This window comes from Agromyces cavernae, assembly GCF_021044935.1.
GTDB lineage: Bacteria > Actinomycetota > Actinomycetes > Actinomycetales > Microbacteriaceae > Agromyces > Agromyces cavernae.
Genome location: NZ_JAJNMP010000001.1, coordinates 77,186 through 95,948 on the forward strand (window position 1 = coordinate 77,186; position 18,763 = coordinate 95,948).

Here is an 18,763-nt window from a genome sequence, read left to right on the forward strand (position 1 = left end):
GAGACTAACTGCTCGCCCGGGCTCCTGTCAAACGACATCGGCCGGCTGTGGCCATCAGGCGGGCGAGCGCCGCTCAGCCGATCAGGCCGGCGAGCAGCCGCTCGACGCCCCAGACGAACTGCGCGGTCGAATTGCGCTCGGCGACGACGGCCGTCGTCCGCTCACTGAGCGGGAAGCTCGCCAGGTCGGTCCAGAGTGCCGCGCCCGAGGCATCCGTCACGATCATCGGGTCGGATGTCGCAGCGTCGGGTTCGACGTCGACCTCGGCCGATTCGAGCGCGATCGAGCCGAGCGCGTAGACCTGCAACGCGTATGCCGCGCGAGCCGCGTCGTCGAGTGTCAGCCCCGCCTTGCAGAACTGCTCGAGGATCGTCTCGTTGAGCCGCATCGCGTTCGGCCCGTCGAGCGGGCCGCTCATGATGAGCCCCAGGGCGCCCGCGTGCCCGGCGAGGCGTTCGCGCAGGGAGAGGGCGATCCGAACGAGGCGGGCGCGCACCGCGGCGACCCCGCCCGCGGCCTCGTCGGATGCGACGAGACCCTCGACGTCGAGGCGGGCGAGCAGGTGCTCGACCATGCCGCGCAGCAGCGCGTTCTTGCTCGGATAGTAGGTGTAGAGCGCGGTCGGCGTGATGCCGAGTGAGCCCGCCACGCCGCGCACCGAGACCGCCGCGAAGCCCTTGGCCTCGAGCAGGTCGAAGGCGGCGTCGAGGATCTCAGCGTGGGTGAGGCTGCGTCGGGGGCCGGGTCTCATGCTCGGGCGTGCTCGTGGTTCATGTCCCTCGAGCCTATGGCCCGCGCAGGATCACGCCGACCATCGTCATCGGTCGGAGTCCGCTCAGACCCCGCTCGGACTCCGCTCAGCCGATCGGCGCGATGAAGGTGAGCACCGAGCCGTCCTCCACGATGAGCGGGCCCAGCGCCGCGTTGAACTCGGCGCCGTACTCCGCTGCGAGGTGCTCGGCGAACGCCTCGTGGCTGCGGTAGGCCTCCTGCACGACGAAGCCGGCACCGGCCGGTTCGGGCCCTGCCGTCGCACCCGATCCCGGCGGGGCCGGCTCGACGCGGTACGGCTCGAAGGCGAGGCATCCGGGTTCCGCACGCACCTTCGCCGTGAGCGCGAGGAGGAGGTGTGCGACCTCCTCCTCGCGCCCGGGGAGCGCGGTGAACCGGGCGGTGAGCTCGACCCGGCCCTCGTCGCTCGACCAACTCACCCGCGGCTCCCGCCGCGGAGCGTCGAGCCCGCCCGGTTCTGCCGAGGGCTCATTCGCGCGCCGCACCCGTCATGATCGCGACCGCATCGGTCATCGAATGCGTCTCGGGGGTGATCGTCGCCGCGCGCTTGCCGAGGCGCTGGATGTGGATGCGGTCTGCCACGTCGAACACGTGCGGCATGTTGTGCGAGATGAGGATAACGGGAATGCCGCGCTCGCGCAGGTTGCGGATGAGCTCGAGCACCTGGTTCGACTCGCGCACACCGAGGGCGGCGGTCGGCTCGTCGAGCACGACGACCTTCGATCCGAAGGCGGCGGCCCGAGCGACCGCGACCGCCTGGCGCTGGCCGCCCGAGAGGTTCTCGACGGCGACCGTGACGTCCTGCAGGGTCGAGATGCCGAGCGCAGTCAGTTCATCCCTCGCCTTCTGCCGCATGCCCTTCTGGTCGACGACCCGGAAGACCGAGCCGAGGATGCCCTTCTTGCGCTCCTCTCGGCCGAGGAACAGGTTCGCCGCGACGTCGAGCGCGGGCGAGACCGCGAGGTTCTGGTAGACCGTCTCGATGCCGGCGGCGCGGGCGTCCTGGGGGCGCTTGAAGTGCACCGGCTTCCCGTCGAGGAAGATCTCGCCCTCGTCGGGGATCTCGGCGCCCGTGAGGCACTTGATGAGCGTCGACTTGCCGGCACCGTTGTCGCCGATCACGGCGAGCACCTCGCCCGGGTAGAGCTCGAGGCTCACCCCGTCGAGCCCGACGACCCGGCCGAACGTCTTCACGAGGCGCCGGGCGCGGAGGATCGGGGTGCGGGTCTCGGCGGAGCCGGCCGCAGGGGCCTGCCCCGCGGCATCCGTTGCGATGATCATTTGCGTACCTTTCGAATCCACTGGTCGACGGCGACCGCGACGATGATGAGGACGCCGACGGCGAACGTCTGCCAGAGCACGTCGAGCCCCGCGAGCGAGAGCCCGTTGCGGAAGACGCCCACGATGAGCGCGCCGAGCAAGGTGCCCCAGACCGTGCCGCGACCGCCGAAGAGGCTCGTGCCGCCGATGACGACGGCGGTGATCGAGTCGAGGTTGAGCTCGGCGCCCGCGTTCGGCGAGGCCGCGTTGGTGCGCCCGATCTGGATCCACGCGCCGAGCGCGAGGATCGCACCCGCCGCGAGGTAGACGCTCATGAGCACCCGGTTCACGCTGATGCCGGCGAGGCGCGCCGACTCGGGGTCGTCGCCGACGGCGTAGACGTGCCGGCCCCAGGCGGTCTTCTGCAGGATGAGCGCGACGACCACGTACAGCAGCAGCATCATGAGCACGCCGACCGTGAAGTTGACGCCGCCGATGTCGAACGTCGCCCCCATCGCGGTGAGGAGCTCGGGCATCTCGCCGCCGCGCACGGTCGCACCGCCCGAGTAGAGCAGGGTGAGCGCGACGAAGATGCTCAACGTGCCGAGGGTGACGATGAACGGCGGCAGTTTCAGCCGAGTGACGAGGAAGCCGTTGAAGGCGCCCGCCGCGAGTCCGACGACGAGGCCGAGGAACAGCCCCAGCACGGCCGGGATGCCGAGGTGCACGGTGGTCTGCGCCATCACCATCGAGCTCAGCACCATGACGGCGCCGACCGAGAGGTCGATGCCCGCCGTCAGGATGATGAGGGTCTGGGCTACGGCGAGCGTGCCGACCACGGCGACCTGCTGGGTGATGAGCGAGAGGTTCGCGGGGTGCAGGAACCGCTCGTTGAGCAGCCCGAACACGATGACGGCGAGCACGAGCACGATCGCCGGGCTGATCGCCGGGTAGCGGTGCAGGGTGTTGCGGATGCGGCTGAGCGGGGTGGTGCGGTCGAGGAACTCCTCGGCCAGGTCGAGCGCCGATGTCGGCGGTTCGGTCGTGTGCTGACTCACGTTTGGTTTCTCCGATGTCTGGGGGTGGGCGGAGCGGATCGGGTGGGATGGCGGATGCCGCGGCGATGGTTCGCCCACGCGACATCCGCCCGCCCGATCCGCACCGCTCACGGTGCGGTGCCGGGGATCAGCCCCAGCAGATCTCGCCGCCCTCGGCGGTGTCGATGGACTCGACGCCGTCCTGCGCGTCGTCGGTCACCAGCGCGACGCCGGTGTTGAAGAAGTCGAGGCCCTCGCTGTTCTCGGGAACCTCGCCGGTCTCGACGAGGTCGAAGATCGCCTGCACGCCGAGTTCGGCCATCTTCACCGGGTACTGCTGGCTCGTCGCCCCGATGATGCCCTCGGCGACGGCGTCGACGCCGGCGCAGCCGCCGTCGACCGAGACCACGATGAGGTCGTCGGTCGCGCCCGCGGCCTTGAACGCCTCATAGGCGCCGTACGCGGCGGGCTCGTTGATCGTGTAGACGACGTTGATGTCGGGGTTCTTGGAGAGGAGCGTCTCGGCGGCGGTGCGACCGCCGTCTTCGGCGCCCTGGGATGCCTCGTTGCCGACGATCTCGTAGTCGCCGCCGCTGTAGCTGCCGGTCGGTTCCTCGTCGCCGTTCGCGGCGGGGTCGGCGAGGTCGATGCCCATGCCGTCGAGGAATCCCTGGTCGCGGTTGACGTCGACCGAGACGACCTTGTCGTCGAACAGGTCGACGAGCGCGATCGTGGCCTTCTCGCCGCCGAGCTTCGCCGCGGTCCACCTGCCGATCTCCTGGCCAGCGAGGAAGTTGTCGGTCGCGAAGGTGATGTCGACCGACTCCGGGTCGGCGGGCGGGGTGTCGAGCGCGATCACGTAGAGGCCGGCGTCGCGGGCTTTCACGAGCGCGTCTTCGACGGCGGGGCCGTTCGGCGTGATGAGGATGCCCGCGTCGCCCTTCGAGATGGCGTTCTCGACGGCCTGGATCTGGGTGTCCTCGTCGCCGTCCTCCTTGCCCGCGGCGAAGGTCAGTTCGACGCCGAGATCCTCGGCGGCGGTCTCGGCGCCCTCCTGCATCGCGACGAAGAACGGGTTGGTGGTGGTCTTGACGATCAGCGAGACGCCGATGGGCCCGTCGCCTGCGGCGTCGGGCGAGCCGCCGGATCCGGCCGAAGCGCATCCGGTGAAGGCGAGTGCGGCGACCGCGGTGAGCGAACCGGCCATGATCATGCGGCGACGGAAGGCCGCGGGTGCTGTGCGATTCATCGATGAATCTCCTCCGGGTGTTAGGGCGACCGTTGTCTCCCTGACAACGATGTCATGTTAGGTCTAGACCATTGCCATGTGTATAGTCAAGTCGAACTTTCAAATTGGAGATCAGATCGTGACATCGTTGTCAGATGCAACGTCGTCGGCTTCGGCGAACCCGCGCTCCCGCCCGACCATGCGGCATGTCGCCGCGCTCGCAGGGGTCGGGGTGAAGACCGTCTCGCGCGTGATCAACGGCGAACCGAACGTGTCGGCGACCACGATCGCGAAGGTCATGGCCGCCGCGCGCACCCTCGACTACCAGCCCGACCTGCACGCCGGAAACCTGCGCCGAGCCGACGGGCGCACCCGCACCCTCGGCCTGCTCGTCGGCAGCGTCGACAACCCGTTCGCCGGGGCCGTGCACCGCGCGGTCGAAGACGTGGCGCTCCAGCATGGCGTGGCCGTCTTCGCCTCGAGCCTCGACGACGACCCCGACCGCGAGCAGGAAGCGGTCGACGCGTTCCTGCGGCGCCGCGTCGACGGGCTCATCCTCACGACGGTCTCCGAGAGCCAGGCCTACCTCGCGCCCGAGCTGCGTCGCGGCACGCCCGTCGTGTTCGTCGACCGCGAGCCGGCCGGCATCACGTCCGACGCCGTGGTCAGCGACAACGCCGACGGCGCCGCGCTCGCCACCCGTCACCTGCTCGAGCGCGGCCATCGGCGGCTCGCCCACCTCGGTGACCGGCCCGTGATCCAGACGGCGCGCGAGCGGCGTCGCGGGTTCCTCGAGGAGCTCGGTCGCGCCGGCGTGGCGACGCGGGACGTCCCGGTCGTCGAGGGCCTCCACGACGAGGAGTCGGCCCGCGCCGCGACGATCGCGCTCTTCGACTCGCCGAACCCGCCGACCGCGATCTTCAGCGCGCAGAACCTCGTGACGATCGGCGTCATCCGCGCCCTCCGCGAGCTCGGGCGGCACCACGACACCGCGCTCGTCGGCTTCGACGACGTGCCACTCGGCGACCTTCTCGACCCCGGCGTCACCGTCGTCGCGCAGGACCCGCAGGGGATCGGCCGAGCCGCGGCCGAGCGCATCTTCGCGCGACTCGACGGCGACCACTCCCCCGCGGCCCGCACGATCGTGCCGACCCGACTGATCGACCGCGGCTCGGGCGAGATCCCGCCGCGCCAGGAAGGCTGATCGCATGACCGACGCCACTCCAACCCCGCGACGGCTCACTGTCGTCGGCGACGCCCTCATCGACGAGCTGCGCGATCCGCACGGGTCGCGCGAGTTCGTCGGCGGCGCCGCCCTGAACGTGGCGGTCGGGCTCGCCGTGCTCGGCCACGATGCGACGCTCGTCGCGATGCTCGGCGACGACGAGCCCGCCGCGCACATCCGCGCCTACCTGCGCGACTACGGGGTGCGGCTCGTCGAGAGCCCGTCGCTGCACGGCACGTCGCGGGCGGTCTCCGACCGCTCCGAAGGCGGGGAGCCGCGCTACGAGTTCAACGAGGCGGCACGACGGCGCAGCATCCGCTTCGACGATGCGACGCGCGCCGCACTCGACGAGGCCGACCTCGTGGTGGTGAGCTGCTACCCGTTCGACGATTCCGAGCAGTACGCCTCGCTCGTCGAGGCGATCGAGCTGCCCCGCGAACGACTCGTCGTCGACGGCAACCCGCGGTCGGGCATGCTGTCCGACCGCGGTGCGTTCCTCGCGAACCTCGAGGACTTCGCCACGCGGTCGCTGCTCGTGAAGGTGGGCGACGACGACGCCGAGCTGCTTCTCGGCGACTCGCTCGACACCTTCGTGCGGCGGTTGCAGTCAGGCCGGGAGGCACCGGGGGCCATCCTCGCGACCGCCGGCCGCCACGGCGCTGCGGTGCACGTCGGCGACGAGGTCGTACGCGAGGACATCGTCGAGCTTCCCGGACCGATCATCGACACGATGGGCGCCGGCGACGCGACGCTCTCGGCCGTGGTGCACCACATCGCCGTGCACGGCGTGCCCCGATCGACCGACGCCTGGTCTGCGACCCTGCGCGAGGCGATGACGATCGCCGCGGCCACGGTGCGCCACGAGGGCGCGCTGCTGCGCGTGCCGGCGCACGACACCGTCTACCCGAGCTGACGTCGCGCCCGCGGCGTCGCGCGTCGCCGTCGCCGCCGAGCCCGCCGTCGCCACCGGGCCCGTCGCCAAAACAGGAAGACACGCCGATCCGGCCTCGAATACCGGCATAAACCACGGCGTGTCGGAGGCGTGTTCCTGTTTTCGGTACACATGCGGGAGCATGCTCGGGGCGGTGTGTTCCTGTTCTGGTGGCGGGCCCGCCGTCGCCACCGGGCCCGTCGCCAAAACAGGAAGACACACCGACCCGGCCGCGAAAACCGGCATAAACCACGGCGTGTCGGAGGCGTGTTCCTGTTTTCGGTACACATGCGGGAGCATGCTCGGGGCGGTGTGTTCCTGTTTTCGGTACACGTGCGGGGGCGTGCCGGGGCGGCGTGCTCCTGCTTCGGTACACCTGTCGGTGAAGCGAACACCGCGGCATCCGAACCCCTTGCATTGTCCGGCGGACAGTGCGTAGCATCGCCGCCGACTGACAACGATGTCACGCTGAACCCGTGACTCGCGCAATGAAGGGCGAAACAGACGATGACGACGAAATCACGATGGCGCTCGGCGGTGGCCGCAGTAGCCGTCGCCGGGCTGGTAACCGGCTTGGCGGGTATCATGCCCGCCATGGCTGCCGACAACGGAGGGCCCGACCCGGCGGAGGAGCAGTACCGGCCGTACCTGCACTTCTCGCCCGAGCGGAACTGGATGAACGACCCGAACGGGCTCGTCTACGAGGACGGCACCTGGCACCTGTTCTTCCAGCACAACCCCTCGGGCACCCGCTGGGGCAACATGAGCTGGGGCCACGCGACGAGCGACGACCTCGTGCACTGGGAGGAGCAGCCGGTCGCGATTCCGCAGACGTTCGACGACGAGGGTCGGGCGATCGAGGACATCTTCTCGGGCTCCGTCGTCGTCGACGAGACGAACAGCAGTGGCTTCGGCACGGCCGAGGAGCCGCCGATGGTCGCGATCTACACCAGCGCGTACACCCCGGCGCACCCGACCCACGCCGGGAAGCAGGCGCAGTCACTCGCCTACAGCACCGACCACGGGCAGACCTGGACGAAGTACGAGGGCAACCCGGTGCTCGACCGGGACTCGGCGAACTTCCGCGACCCGAAGGTCATCCGCTACACCGACCCCGGGACCGGGGAGTCGTACTGGGTGATGGTCGCCGTCGAGGCCCTGCAGTACAAGGTCGTGCTCTACCGCAGCGATGACCTGAAGACGTGGACGCACCTCAGCGACTTCGGCCCGGCCAACGCCACGGGCGGCATCTGGGAGTGCCCCGACCTGTTCCCGCTGGCGGTCGACGGCGATCCGGCGAACACCAAGTGGGTGCTCGTCGTGAACCTCAATCCGGGGAGCGTCGCGGGCGGCTCGGGCGGCCAGTACTTCGTCGGCGAGTTCGACGGCACGACGTTCACCTCGGAGAGCACCGTAGCCGAGGACGCGCTGCCCGCCGGTGAACTCTTCGCCGGGTTCGACGGCGGCGACTACGAGGGCTGGACCGTGCGCAACGAGCCCGGCAACCAGGCGAACGGCCCGTGGACGGATACTCCGGCCGCCGGCACGTTGCCCGGCCAGAACACGGTGTCGGGCTTCGTCGGCGCCGGCCTCGTGAACGGCTTCGCCGACCACGACTGGCCCGTCGGAAGCATGGAATCGCCGACGTTCACCGTCGAGCAGGACCACGTGAACCTCCTCGTCGGCGGCGGCAACCACCCGCACGTCGACGGCACGCAGTTCGGCAACGAACCGCCCGCGGGGCGACTGCTGTTCGACGGGTTCGAGTTCGCCGACGGCACGACGCTCGCCGACGCGGGCTGGGACGTCACGGGCGACTTCGCGACCGAGCGGTGGCGCAACCCATCGACCAGCGGCGGGGACTACTACCTCGGCCAGAAGCGCCTGAACACGTGGGAGGGCGGCCCGAAGGGCGACGACAACCTGGGCGACCTCACCTCGCCGGCGTTCGCGATCGAGCCGGGCGAAGATCACCTGAGCTTCCTCATCGGCGGCGGCAAGCGGTTCAACGGCACGCTCGAGGTGCGGCTCGTCGTCGATGGCGAGGTCGTGCGCACCGCGACCGGCCCCGAGGCCGGCCAGCTCAACTGGCAGTCGTGGGACGTGTCGGAGTTCGCCGGCCGCGAGGCGCGCTTCCAGGTGCACGACGACGCCACCGGCGGCTGGGGCCACCTCACGGTCGACCACCTCGTGCTCGGCGCCGAGCCGGCGCAGCCGCGTTCCGACGAGACCTCCGTCAGCCTCGTCGTCGACGGCGAGGTCGTGCGCACCGCCACCGGCCGCAACAGCGAGAACCTCGACTGGGTGAGCTGGGACGTCGCGGAGTATGCCGGGCGCGAGGCATCCGTTCGCATCGTCGACAACAACCGCTTCGGCTGGGGCCATATCCTCGTCGACCAGGTGATGTTCGCCGATACCCCGGCCGCGCCTCGCATCGAGGGCTACGACTGGCTCGACTGGGGCCGCGACTACTACGCCACGGTGTCGTTCTCGAATGCGCCCGACGGGCGGCGGGTGATGCTCGGCTGGATGAACAACTGGGATTACGCGAACGACATCCCGACCGGGTCGTGGCGTAGCGCCATGGCGCTGCCGCGCGACGTGACGCTCGCGACCACCGAGCGCGGGCCGCGGCTCGTGCAGCGCGTCGCGCCCGAGTTCGCCGAGCTCGAGCAGGCCGATCGGGCGTACACGGAAGCCGCCCGGCCGATCGCGGACGGCTCCGAGACGCTGCCCGTGTCGGGCGACGTCGTCCGCATCGACGCGGTCTTCGCGCCGGGCGATGCCGAGGCGGTGGGTCTCAGCGTGCTCGGTGACGAGGAGGCGTCGACGCGCATCGGGTACGACGCGACGACCGGTCGCCTCTTCGTCGACCGACGGGACTCGGGCAGCACCGCGTTCCACGCGGCGTTCGCATCGCTCGACGACGCTCCGGTGTCGCTCGTCGACGGCCGCATCGCGATCACCGCGTACGTCGACCGGTCCTCGGTCGAGGTGTTCACCGCCGACGGGCGCACGACGATCACCGACCAGGTGTTCCCGAACGCGGGCGCCCGCGCGATCGGCCTCTGGGCCGAGGGTGACGGCGCGACGCTCGAGTCGCTCACGGTGACGCCGCTGCACGGCGCGATGTACAAGGAGGCGGGCGTCGATGACGCCACCGCCGCGCCGCCCGCCGCCGAGGTCTCGGCGCTCACGGGCCCGCGCAACGGGCCCGACGCCGACGGCGACTTCGTCGTGAAGGTCAAGGTCGGAAAGGGCGAGCCGACGACCGTCGTTCGGCTCGTGGAGGACGGCTCGGTGATCGGCCGCGTCTACCGCTCGGCCGACAGCGAGCGGGTCGTCGAGTTCCCGATCACGGATGCCGCGCCCGGCGACCACCGCTACACGGTCGAGCTCGAGAACTCGGCCGGAACGACCCCCGGGAGCGAGCTCCTCGTGCGGGTCGCCGGCTGAGCCGCGCGGGCGGGACGCGGCGCTGCTGACCGCCGCGTCCCGCACCGCTGTCGGTGCGTCCCGCTGGTCTGCGGCCCGGCGACGCACCGAGCGGATGCCCCGGGGAACCGTGCCCCGGGGCATCCGTCGTTCTCGCAGCGAGTCGCTACTGCACCTTGCCGCCGGAGTTGACGTCGAGGTTCGCGGGGATGTCGGCCCAGCCGCCGAGCCCGCCGTCGCCGTACGAGTAATCGACCGCCGAGTTCACGCCATCGAGGTCGATCTTCACGGTCGGGGCGAGCGTGCCGCCGCGCACGAAGTCGTCGTGCGTTCCGATGGTGTCGATGAACGACTGCACCAGACCACCGGGCATCACGTAGTGCGAGTACGCCTGGAAATGGCCCGGGTGCTGGTTGTAGTCGGGAGCGAACGGCTGTCCGCCGGCGAAGTTGAGGTTCGTCGGGTTGCCGAGCGCGAGGCCCGAGCCGCCGTTCAACGGCTGGAAGTCGCTGCGGATGCCGTCGCCGACGAAGCCGTACACGCCCTCAGGACCATCGAGGCCGGCCGCGAAGGTGCCGCGGTGGCTGATCGTGAACAGGTAGGCCTTGCCGTCCTCGAACACGAACTGCGGGCGCTCGGTCTGGTCGGTCACGCAGTTCGCCGACAGGATGGGCGGCAGGAACTCCCACTCGGTGAGCTCCTTGTTCTTCGCCTTCGCGAGGCCGACGTTGCCGATCTGGTAGGTCGCGCCCGACGCGTTCACCTGCTCGACCGTCTCGGCGTACGGGTCGCCCTCACGGTAGCCGAGGTCCTCCGTGGTACAGGTCGCCTCGTTCCGCGGCATGGCCGAATTGCCCTCGAAGACCATGTAGGTCTCACCGGGGTGCGCCGGGTCCTCGAAGGTGAACGGGTCGCGGAAGTTGAAGAACTCGTTCTGCTCGCCGGTCTGGTAGTACGTGCCGTCGGCCTTCAGCAGGTCGGTGACCTTGTCGAATCCGGTGAAGCGCACGCCCTGCTTGTTGGCGTGCACCTTGCCGACGCTCAGCGCGATGCGCGGGTCGTACGGCTTGATGTTCGAGCCGTCGGCGTTGCGGTAGAACGCGACATCGGTGAAGAACAGCTTGATCTCGCCGCCCTTGAAGATGCGCGCCGAGCCCGACCACTGGGTCTGGTGGCTGAACGACTGGTCCTCGAAGATCTTGCCCGTCACGCCTTCCTCGAAGACGAGACCGCCGTAGGTCCAGCCGCCGTTCTCGGGTCGCTCGTCGGCCGCGATTCCCGCCGGCCGGAAGAAGTACCCGATCTTCGCGTAGTGGTGCCGCTCGTCGAAGCCGAGGCTGCGGTCGGCGACGAGCGAGAAGATGATCTCCTGGCCGTTGACGCTGTACTGGTTGCCGTCCTCGTCGGTCAGCGGCCAGGTGTCCCAGACCCAGACCTCGCCGTTCGACATGTCGGGGAAGTCCTGCGGCACCTCGGGCATCGTGAGCGACGCCGGCATCGAGTTGGCACGCGAGGGCGCGTCGGGGTCCGAGAGACGCTTCAGCTGCTTGGCGTCGGCCCGGGTCCACTTCGCGGTGAAGTCGTCCTCGGGCGCGTAGGCCTCCTGCGTGTGCACGGTGGGCTCCGGCCCCGGTTGCAGGTCGCCGGGGGCGGCGACCGCCCCCGCCGTCCCGGTGAGGAGGGTCGCGACCACGGCGCCGGACGTGACGATGCCTCCGATGATCGGGCGCCTGAAGCGCCGGGTGGGTGTCGACATGGTGTCGCCTTTCGTAGGGTGAACGGTGCCGCCGGGATGGCGGCGATGGCGGTTCGGATGCAGCAACGCGGCATGTGCGTGTGTCGCGGTGATGGTCGCGGTCGTGGCATCCGAACCGGCCCGATCCGTCGGCGTCAGCCGAGCGGTCGGGAGTCCTGGTTCGAAGCGTCGGCTCGGACAGGCTCGACGCGCCGTCGGATGACGCGACCACCGGCGCCCCGCGAGCGGATCAACCGCTCACGGACGGCGCGACCGCGTGCACGGTGCGTGCACGGTGCGTGATCTGGTGCCTTCACGTTCTTCGCTTTCGTCGTGGGATCGTCGGCCGGAGCCTGATCGGTCCTCGAGAACGTGGCGTTGTGCTTCCCCCGGCACAGAACGCTATGCGCGCCCTGACAACGTTGTCAAGCGGCAAGCGCAACTTCAGTGGCCCGTGCATTCGCATGGAGATTCCCCGATCAGCGGCCTACTGCGGATGGTCGCGCTTTCACGCAATCGTCGATCACCGCATCGTTTGCAAATCGATTTGGTTCGGGGTAGCGTGACCCCGATTCCTCGAGTGGCGCTTGCGCTCCTCCCACAGAACTGCTGCGAAGGCGCACCGTCGATTCCGACCGGATCGCCTCACCGGCGCCACGGGAGGTCGTGCGGTGTGCGAATCCACGACGGAGGATCATGAACCGAACACACCGACCCGGCGCGCCGCCCGGCAGCGTCGCGCCTGCCGACCGCCGACCGTGGTGGCGACGACCGGTCGCCTGGACGACGGGCGCCGCAGTCGCGGCCGTCGCGATCGTCGCGATCGTCGCGATCGTCGCCGTGATGCTGGCTCCTGCGGCGACACCCGGCGGAGACGCACCGGCGACGGCCGAGGCATCCGGTACCCCCGAAAGCAGCCGCGAGTACACGCGGCCCTCGGACTGGTCGACCTACCGACCGGCCGTGCACCTCACGCCGGCCGAGCGGTGGATGAACGACCCGCAGCGCCCGTTCTGGCTCGACGGCCGCTGGCACTACTACTACCTCTACAACGCCGATTACCCAGAGGGGAACGGCACCGAGTGGTACCACGCGACGTCCACCGACCTCGTGCACTGGCGCGACGAGGGCGTCGCCATCGAGAAGTACGAGAACGGGCTCGGCGACATCGAGACCGGCAGTGCAGTGATCGACACCGAGAACACCGCGGGCTTCGGCCCCGGCGCCGTGATCGCGATCATGACCCAGCAGCACGAAGGCGTGCAGCGCCAGTCGCTGTTCGTCTCGACCGACGGCGGCTACCGCTTCGAGCCGTTCGACGGCAATCCCGTGATGGACAACCCGGGCGAGGCGCACTGGCGCGACCCGAAGATCGTGTGGGACGACGCACGCGACGAGTGGCTCATGGTGCTCGCCGAGGGCCACAAGCTCGGCTTCTACACCTCGCCCGACCTGAAGGACTGGACCTATCGCTCGGGCTTCGAACGCGGCGACCTGGGCATCCTCGAATGCCCCGACCTGTTCCGCATTTCGCTCGACGGCGACCCTGCGAAGACCACCTGGGTACTCGCCGCCGGGGTGAACGGCGCCGAGCACGGCATGACCACCGGCACCGCCTACTGGACCGGCGACTGGGACGGCGAGCAGTTCACCGCGGATTCCGCCGACGCCGCCTGGCTGGACCACGGCGCCGACTTCTACGCCTCGGTCACGTGGGACGATCCACGGCTACCCGAATCCGAGCGCCTCGCGAAGCGGTACTCGATCGGCTGGCTGAACAACTGGGCCTACGCCGGCGACCTGCCGACGAAGGACTGGCATGGCGGCAGCGACTCGGTCGTCCGTGAGCTCGCGCTCCGCACGGTCGACGGGCGGCCGACGCTCGTCTCCAACCCGGTCGCCGCGCTGGCCGAACTCGAGGGCGAGGCGCAGACCGAGCAGAACCTCACGGTGCACGGCGCCGACTCGGAGCTCCCGCAGCCGACCGCCGACGCGTACCGCCTGCGCGTCGAGGTCTCGCCCGACCCGCGCGAGCCCGCCTCAGAGGTCCGCTTCCGCGTGAAGGACGGCGAGGGCGCCTTCGCCACCGTCGGCGTCGACTTCGCGTCGGAGGTCGCGTTCATCGCGCGCGATGCGGATGCCGCGGCTGCGGGTCTTCCCACGGAATACCGCGAGGTGCGCACCGCGCCGGCGAAGGTGCGCGACGGCGTCGTCACCCTCGACGTCATCGTCGACGCGTCCTCGGTGGAGGTGTTCGTGAACGACGGCGAGGCCGCGCTCTCGAGCCTCGTGTTCGGCGCGCCCGGCGCGAACGGCCTCGCGGTCGAGTCGGTCGGCGGCACCACCGACGTGCGCAGCCTTCGGCTCGCACCGCTCGCGGTCGCACCGGTCGAACGGCTCGGGTGAGCATTCGGGTTGAGGAGCCCGTGGGTTGAGGAGCCCGCGCAGCGGGCGTCTCGAAACCGGTTCGCGCTGTCGGGTTTCGAGACGCGTCCGGCTCCGCCGGGCGCTCCTCAACCCACATCCGGCTCCGCCGGGCGCTCCTCAACCCGCGGACGCCGGTGGGCCGACCGACCCGCGCTCGACGATGGCGCACGCGAGCAGCACCGGCTCCGCGACATCCGTCACCGCGCCGTCGATGCGGTCGAGCAGCGTCGACATACCCCAACGTCCCATCTCGCGGTGCGGCAGCGCCACCGTCGTGAGCCCGGGTTCGAGGGCGGCGGCCACGATCTCGAGGTCATCGACCCCGACGATCGAGCAGTCGCGCGGCACCGTCAGCCCGAGCGCGAATGCCGCCTGCATCACGCCCATCGCGACCTGGTCGTTGAAGCAGAACACGGCGGTCGGGCGTTCTGCCGCCGGCACGTCGAGCAGTCGGAGTCCGGCGGCGCGACCGCCCGGTGCGTCCGACGAGGCTCGCTCGACGGGGGCTCGGCCGCCGTCGAGGCCCGCCTCCGCGAGTGCGCTGCGGAACCCCGCCTCGCGACCCCGGCTCGCCGGGCCCTCATCGGTCGTCGTGGCGAACGCGATACGGCGGTGCCCCGCCGCCACGAGGCGGGTGACCGCGGTCACGGCGATGCCGTGCTCGTCGGGAGCCACCGCGGGCACGCGCCATCCGCCGATCGGAACGGCGTCGACGAGCACCGTGGGGATCTCCCCGAGCGCGATCGGGCGGGCGACCTCCTGGTGCGACATGCGCGCGAGGAGGATCCCGTCGACCCTGTGGTCGAGCAGTGCGCGCAGCTGCGCGTCCTCGAGCCCCGGGTCGCCCTCGGCGTCGACGGTCATCAGCACGATCCCGCGCTCCCGTGCGGCCTCCTGGGCGCCCTGCACGATCTGCCCGGCGAAGGGCGTCGTGGCGATGCGGTCGCTCGCGAGCCCGACGACCCCGGTGCGCCGCAGGCGCAGGCCGCTCGCGACGCGATTCGGCGTGTACCCCAGCTGGGCGGCCGCCCGCACCACCCGGTCGCGCGTCTCGGCCCGCACGGTGCGCGTGCCGCTCAGGGCGTGCGACACGGTCGTCGGAGAGACGCCGGCGAGCGCGGCCACCGCGCGGATGCTCGGGCGACGTTCCGTCGCGTCATCCGATCGCCGCTCCCCCACGGGCACCGAGCATACGCGCACGCGTGATCGCAGCCTGCGACCGCCGGCAATGATGTCAAGCCCCTTGAGCAGCCGACGCGGCGGTGCGAGCGTGGGGTGAACGGACATCCCGATTCGATCGGGGGCATGACATGACCACCGCCAATGCGCCCCTGTGGGCGGTCGCACCGGACGACCGGCGTGACGCCTTCGTTCCCGACGCGCACTGCGATGTGCTCGTGGTGGGTGCCGGCGCAACCGGCCTGGCCGCCGCGGCCTCCGCAGCCGAGCACCACGCCGACGTGATCGTCGTCGACGCTCATCATCCCGGAGCGCTGACCAGCGGGCGCTCCACCGGGAAGATCACGTTCCTGCAGGGCGTCCGGCTCTCGACGATCCGGGATCGAACCTCGATGGAGGTCGCCGCCGCGTACCTCGACGCCACCAGGATCGGCGCGGAACGCATCCGTGCACTCTGCGCGGACGGGCCAGGCTACGAGGTCGCACCGGCGTACAGCTACGCGACCACCGAGCCGGGCGTCGACGCGCTGGCGGCGGAGCGACAGGTCGCGAACGACCTCGGCCTCCCCGTGGTCGACACCTCCACGCCGGAGTTGCCGTTCGACGTCAGCGCCGCGCTCCGCCTCGACGATCAGTTCATGATCGACCCGGGAGTCCTCGTCGGCCGACTGGTCTCATCCGCACGACAGCATGGCGCCCGCATCATCTCGGGTTGCACGGCGACCGCGGTCCACGCGAGCGACGACGGCTACGACATCGAGACCGGTCTCGGCCCGATCCGGGCGGGTGCGGTGATCGTCGCCACCGGCACCCCGTTCCTCAATCGCGGCATGCACTTCGCACGCCTCGAGGCATCCCGCTCGTTCGTCGCCGCGTTCCGCGGTGAGACCGCGCCCCTCCGCGGCATGTACCTCTCGGTCGCCGACGATACGAAATCCCTCCGTCCCGCCCATGCACACGGCGCCGACCACCTCATCGTCTCCGGCGGCCACCACCTGGTCGGACGATCCGACTCCCCGGCACAACGTGTCGCGGCCCTGCACGAATGGGCGAGCGCGCAGTTCCCGGGACTCCGACTGACGCACACCTGGGCCGCGCAGGACTACGAGTCGACGGATGCCGCTCCCTATGTGGGTCCGATCCACCTCGGAGAGAACGGCATCCTCGTCGCAACCGGCTTCGCGAAATGGGGTCTCGCCGCCAGCGTCGCCGCCGGGATCGCGCTCGCCGAGTCCGTGCGCGACGACGCACCGAGCTGGGTGAAGCAGATGCAGGCGGGCAAGGGCCGCGGCGACGCCGGTCGCCTCGTCGCCCGGAATGCAGAGGTCGTCGCGCAGCTGGTCTCGGGGGCCGCGCACGCGACCATGGAAGGGTCGCCCGACGAACCTGCCGAAGGCCAGGGCGCGGTCGGTTTCGAGCACGGCCGTCTCACGGGAGTCTGTCGCATCGATGGCGAGACCCACCGCGTGTCGGCCGTGTGCACCCACCTCGGTGGAACCCTGCGGTGGAACGATGCGGAGCACTCCTGGGACTGCCCGCTCCATGGATCCCGGTTCCGATTCGACGGCGCACGTATCGAGGGGCCCGCGCGTGAGGGCTTGCGAACGCATTCGGATGTCCCGCATCGCGGCGAATGAGCGCACTCACCTCGAGCGCGAGCCGACGGAGGTTGTGACCACTCTGGGGCTGGTCGGCGTCAAGACACGACCCTAGAGTCGCCCTATGGGTGTCGACGGCGGCCGCAACAGGCTCGGCCAGGCTGCCGCTGCCTTCACGAGCAACTGGCGCAACCCCAACCTTCGGCGGGCCCAGCTCAGCTTCCTCGGGGCCTGGACCGCCGAGTGGGCGTTCACTGTTGCCCTCGGAATCGTCGCCTATCGCGACGGCGGCGCGGCTGCCGTCGGCCTCGTCGGCCTGTTGCGCATGCTGCCGTCCGCGATCCTCGCGCCGCTGCTCTCCCCCATCGCCGACCGAGGGCGCCGAGAGCGCGTGCTCGTCCTCGTGTCGATCGTGCGCGGCGTCGCGACCGCCGCGGCCGCCCTCGTCGTCGCGCTGTCCGGTCCGACGGTGGTCATCTACGCGCTCGCGGTGCTGTCGACCATCGCCGCCACCCTCTACCGCCCGGCGCACTCCGCGCTCCTGCCGTCGCTGTGCCGCACCGGCTACGAGCTCGCGAGTGCGAACGTCGTCCGCGGCCTGCTCGACTCCGCGGCCACGCTCGTCGGCCCGCTGCTCGCGGCGGTGCTGCTGCAGTTCACCGGTGTGGACATCGTGTTCGCGGTCGCGGCGGCCGCGTCGTTCTGGGCGGCCGCGCTGTTCGTGCGGCTCAAGTACGACGCACCTCCGCGCCCGCCGGCGCCGACGCGCCGCAACCTGGCCACGGAGGCGGCCGACGGTGTGCGGGCGGTCGCGCAGAGTCGTGGCCTGACGCTCATCCTCGGCCTCGCGGCGGCACAGGCCCTCACCCGGGGTGCGCTCACCGTGCTCTCGGTGGTCGTCGCGATCGAGCTGCTCGGCACCGGCGAGCCCGGCGTCGGCGCGCTGATGACCGCGGTCGGCGTGGGTGCGGTCCTCGGGTCGCTCGCGGCGTCGCTGCTGGTCGGCACCGGTCGACTGGGCGCATGGTTCGCCGTCGGGGTCGCCCTGTGGGGCCTTCCGCTCACCCTCGTCGGCCTCATCCCGCAGGAGTCCGCGGCCCTTCCACTGCTGGCATTCATCGGCGTCGGCAACGCCCTCATCGATGTCGCCGGGTTCACGCTGATCGGCCGGATGGCCCCCGACGAGGTGCTGGCACGCGTCTTCGGCGTCCTCGAGAGCCTGGTCACGGTCTTCATCGGAATCGGAGCCATCGTCGCGTCGCTGATGGTCGAGTGGATCGGCGTCCAGGGCGCGCTCGTGGCGATCGGGCTGTTGTGCCCGGTTCTCGCGGCGCTCTCATTGCGCCGATTGCGACGGCTCGACCGCTCGGTCGGCGACCTCGACGTCGACGTCGGGCTGCTCCAGCAGGTGCCCATGTTCGGCACCCTGCCGCTGCCCGCCGTCGAGCAGCTCGCCCGCGGCCTGGAACCGGTCGCCGTGCCCGCCGGCCGGGTGGTGTTCACGCAGGGCGACGTCGGCGACCGGTACTACCTGATCGAGTCGGGCGAGGTCGACGTCGTGGGCGACGGGCAGGTCGTGGCGACGCTCGGCCCGGGCGAGGGCTTCGGCGAGATCGCGCTGCTGCGGCGCACGCGGCGAACGGCCACCGTGGTGGCCAGAAGCGAGCTGCGGCTGCGGGCACTCAGCTCCGACCGGTTCCTTCCCGTCGTGCTCGGGTACACGCCGAGTGCTCGACAGGCCGCGTCGGTCGTCGATGACATGCTGCACCGCTACGAACCGAAGGAGCCGTTCGAGGAGCCGCCGGGGTCGTTGTAACCACATTCAGTGGTTGTGCACCTCTGGCTTTGGTGGGAGCCTGAGCCGCATGGAGTCCGGACGTGCAGTCCTTCTGATCGCGGACATCGGTGGCTACACC

At 70.6% G+C, this 18,763-nt stretch carries 13 protein-coding genes; 6 read left to right on the forward strand and 7 right to left on the reverse strand.

From position 1 onward, the window contains the following. Nucleotides 1-73: 73 nt before the first annotated feature. From LQ757_RS00380 to LQ757_RS00400, 5 genes are all read right to left on the reverse strand, one after another. On the reverse strand, nt 74-751 hold the full coding sequence (locus LQ757_RS00380; RefSeq protein WP_231045238.1) for a TetR/AcrR family transcriptional regulator: 678 nt from the start codon (nt 749-751) through the stop codon (nt 74-76). A 106-nt stretch (nt 752-857) separates the two neighbouring features. Beyond that, on the reverse strand, nt 858-1,211 hold the full coding sequence (locus LQ757_RS00385; RefSeq protein WP_231045239.1) for a putative quinol monooxygenase: 354 nt from the start codon (nt 1,209-1,211) through the stop codon (nt 858-860). 49 nt (nt 1,212-1,260) lie between these two features. After that, entirely contained in the window at nt 1,261-2,073 is an 813-nt protein-coding gene (locus tag LQ757_RS00390; protein ID WP_231045240.1) for an ATP-binding cassette domain-containing protein, read from the reverse strand. Further along, the gene (locus LQ757_RS00395; protein ID WP_231045241.1) at nt 2,070-3,110 is read right to left on the reverse strand and encodes an ABC transporter permease; all 1,041 of its coding nucleotides are present in this window, start codon (nt 3,108-3,110) and stop codon (nt 2,070-2,072) included. The genes LQ757_RS00390 and LQ757_RS00395 overlap by 4 nt, the downstream gene beginning before the upstream one ends. A gap of 127 nt (nt 3,111-3,237) precedes the next feature. Continuing rightward, nucleotides 3,238-4,338 (reverse strand): substrate-binding domain-containing protein, encoded by a 1,101-nt coding sequence (locus LQ757_RS00400; protein WP_372459604.1) that lies wholly within the window; start codon nt 4,336-4,338, stop codon nt 3,238-3,240. Nucleotides 4,339-4,516: 178 nt separating this feature from the next. Here LQ757_RS00400 and LQ757_RS00405 point away from each other — a divergent pair, with 178 nt between their 5' ends. The 3 genes from LQ757_RS00405 (at nt 4,517) to LQ757_RS00415 (ending at nt 9,929) form a co-directional block, all read left to right on the forward strand. Then, nucleotides 4,517-5,521, forward strand: coding sequence for a LacI family DNA-binding transcriptional regulator (locus tag LQ757_RS00405; RefSeq protein WP_231046270.1), 1,005 nt, complete (start codon nt 4,517-4,519; stop codon nt 5,519-5,521). Nucleotides 5,522-5,525: 4 nt separating this feature from the next. Further along, nucleotides 5,526-6,455, forward strand: a complete 930-nt coding sequence (locus tag LQ757_RS00410) for a carbohydrate kinase family protein (RefSeq protein ID WP_231045242.1) — start codon at nt 5,526-5,528, stop codon at nt 6,453-6,455. Nucleotides 6,456-7,058: 603 nt separating this feature from the next. Beyond that, on the forward strand, nt 7,059-9,929 hold the full coding sequence (locus tag LQ757_RS00415) for a GH32 C-terminal domain-containing protein (protein ID WP_231045243.1): 2,871 nt from the start codon (nt 7,059-7,061) through the stop codon (nt 9,927-9,929). A gap of 145 nt (nt 9,930-10,074) precedes the next feature. Here the strand turns inward: LQ757_RS00415 and LQ757_RS00420 are convergent, their stop codons facing one another. Then, nucleotides 10,075-11,664, reverse strand: a complete 1,590-nt coding sequence (locus tag LQ757_RS00420; RefSeq protein WP_231045244.1) for a glycoside hydrolase family 68 protein — start codon at nt 11,662-11,664, stop codon at nt 10,075-10,077. A gap of 675 nt (nt 11,665-12,339) precedes the next feature. Here LQ757_RS00420 and LQ757_RS00425 point away from each other — a divergent pair. Beyond that, complete coding sequence (locus LQ757_RS00425) at nt 12,340-14,049, forward strand: glycoside hydrolase family 32 protein (protein ID WP_231045245.1); 1,710 nt, start codon at nt 12,340-12,342, stop codon at nt 14,047-14,049. Between the two features lie 138 nt (nt 14,050-14,187). Here LQ757_RS00425 and LQ757_RS00430 read toward each other — a convergent pair whose 3' ends face one another. Beyond that, nucleotides 14,188-15,195 carry a LacI family DNA-binding transcriptional regulator gene (locus LQ757_RS00430; protein ID WP_231045246.1) on the reverse strand — a complete coding sequence of 336 codons (1,008 nt, stop codon included), beginning with the start codon at nt 15,193-15,195 and terminating at the stop codon, nt 14,188-14,190. Between the two features lie 185 nt (nt 15,196-15,380). On the opposite strand from LQ757_RS00430, the gene LQ757_RS00435 reads away from it, so the two are divergent. Beyond that, nucleotides 15,381-16,886: an FAD-dependent oxidoreductase gene (locus tag LQ757_RS00435; protein WP_231045247.1), complete on the forward strand. Its 1,506-nt coding sequence runs from the start codon at nt 15,381-15,383 to the stop codon at nt 16,884-16,886. Between the two features lie 85 nt (nt 16,887-16,971). Further along, a complete protein-coding gene (locus LQ757_RS00440) occupies nt 16,972-18,663 on the forward strand; it encodes an MFS transporter (RefSeq protein ID WP_231045248.1) in 1,692 nt (563 codons plus the stop codon). Nucleotides 18,664-18,763: the final 100 nt, after the last annotated feature.

Excerpts from the sequence above, each read along its gene's own strand:
- LQ757_RS00380 (WP_231045238.1), bottom strand. The coding sequence starts at position 751 with ATGAGACCCGGCCCCCGACGCAGCCTCACCCACGCTGAGATCCTCGAC.
- LQ757_RS00390 (WP_231045240.1), bottom strand. The coding sequence starts at position 2,073 with ATGATCATCGCAACGGATGCCGCGGGGCAGGCCCCTGCGGCCGGCTCC.
- LQ757_RS00400 (WP_372459604.1), bottom strand. The coding sequence starts at position 4,338 with ATGAATCGCACAGCACCCGCGGCCTTCCGTCGCCGCATGATCATGGCC.
- LQ757_RS00405 (WP_231046270.1), top strand. The coding sequence starts at position 4,517 with ATGCGGCATGTCGCCGCGCTCGCAGGGGTCGGGGTGAAGACCGTCTCG.
- LQ757_RS00410 (WP_231045242.1), top strand. The coding sequence starts at position 5,526 with ATGACCGACGCCACTCCAACCCCGCGACGGCTCACTGTCGTCGGCGAC.
- LQ757_RS00415 (WP_231045243.1), top strand. The coding sequence starts at position 7,059 with ATGCCCGCCATGGCTGCCGACAACGGAGGGCCCGACCCGGCGGAGGAG.
- LQ757_RS00420 (WP_231045244.1), bottom strand. The coding sequence starts at position 11,664 with ATGTCGACACCCACCCGGCGCTTCAGGCGCCCGATCATCGGAGGCATC.
- LQ757_RS00425 (WP_231045245.1), top strand. The coding sequence starts at position 12,340 with ATGAACCGAACACACCGACCCGGCGCGCCGCCCGGCAGCGTCGCGCCT.
- LQ757_RS00435 (WP_231045247.1), top strand. The coding sequence starts at position 15,381 with ATGACCACCGCCAATGCGCCCCTGTGGGCGGTCGCACCGGACGACCGG.
- LQ757_RS00440 (WP_231045248.1), top strand. The coding sequence starts at position 16,972 with ATGGGTGTCGACGGCGGCCGCAACAGGCTCGGCCAGGCTGCCGCTGCC.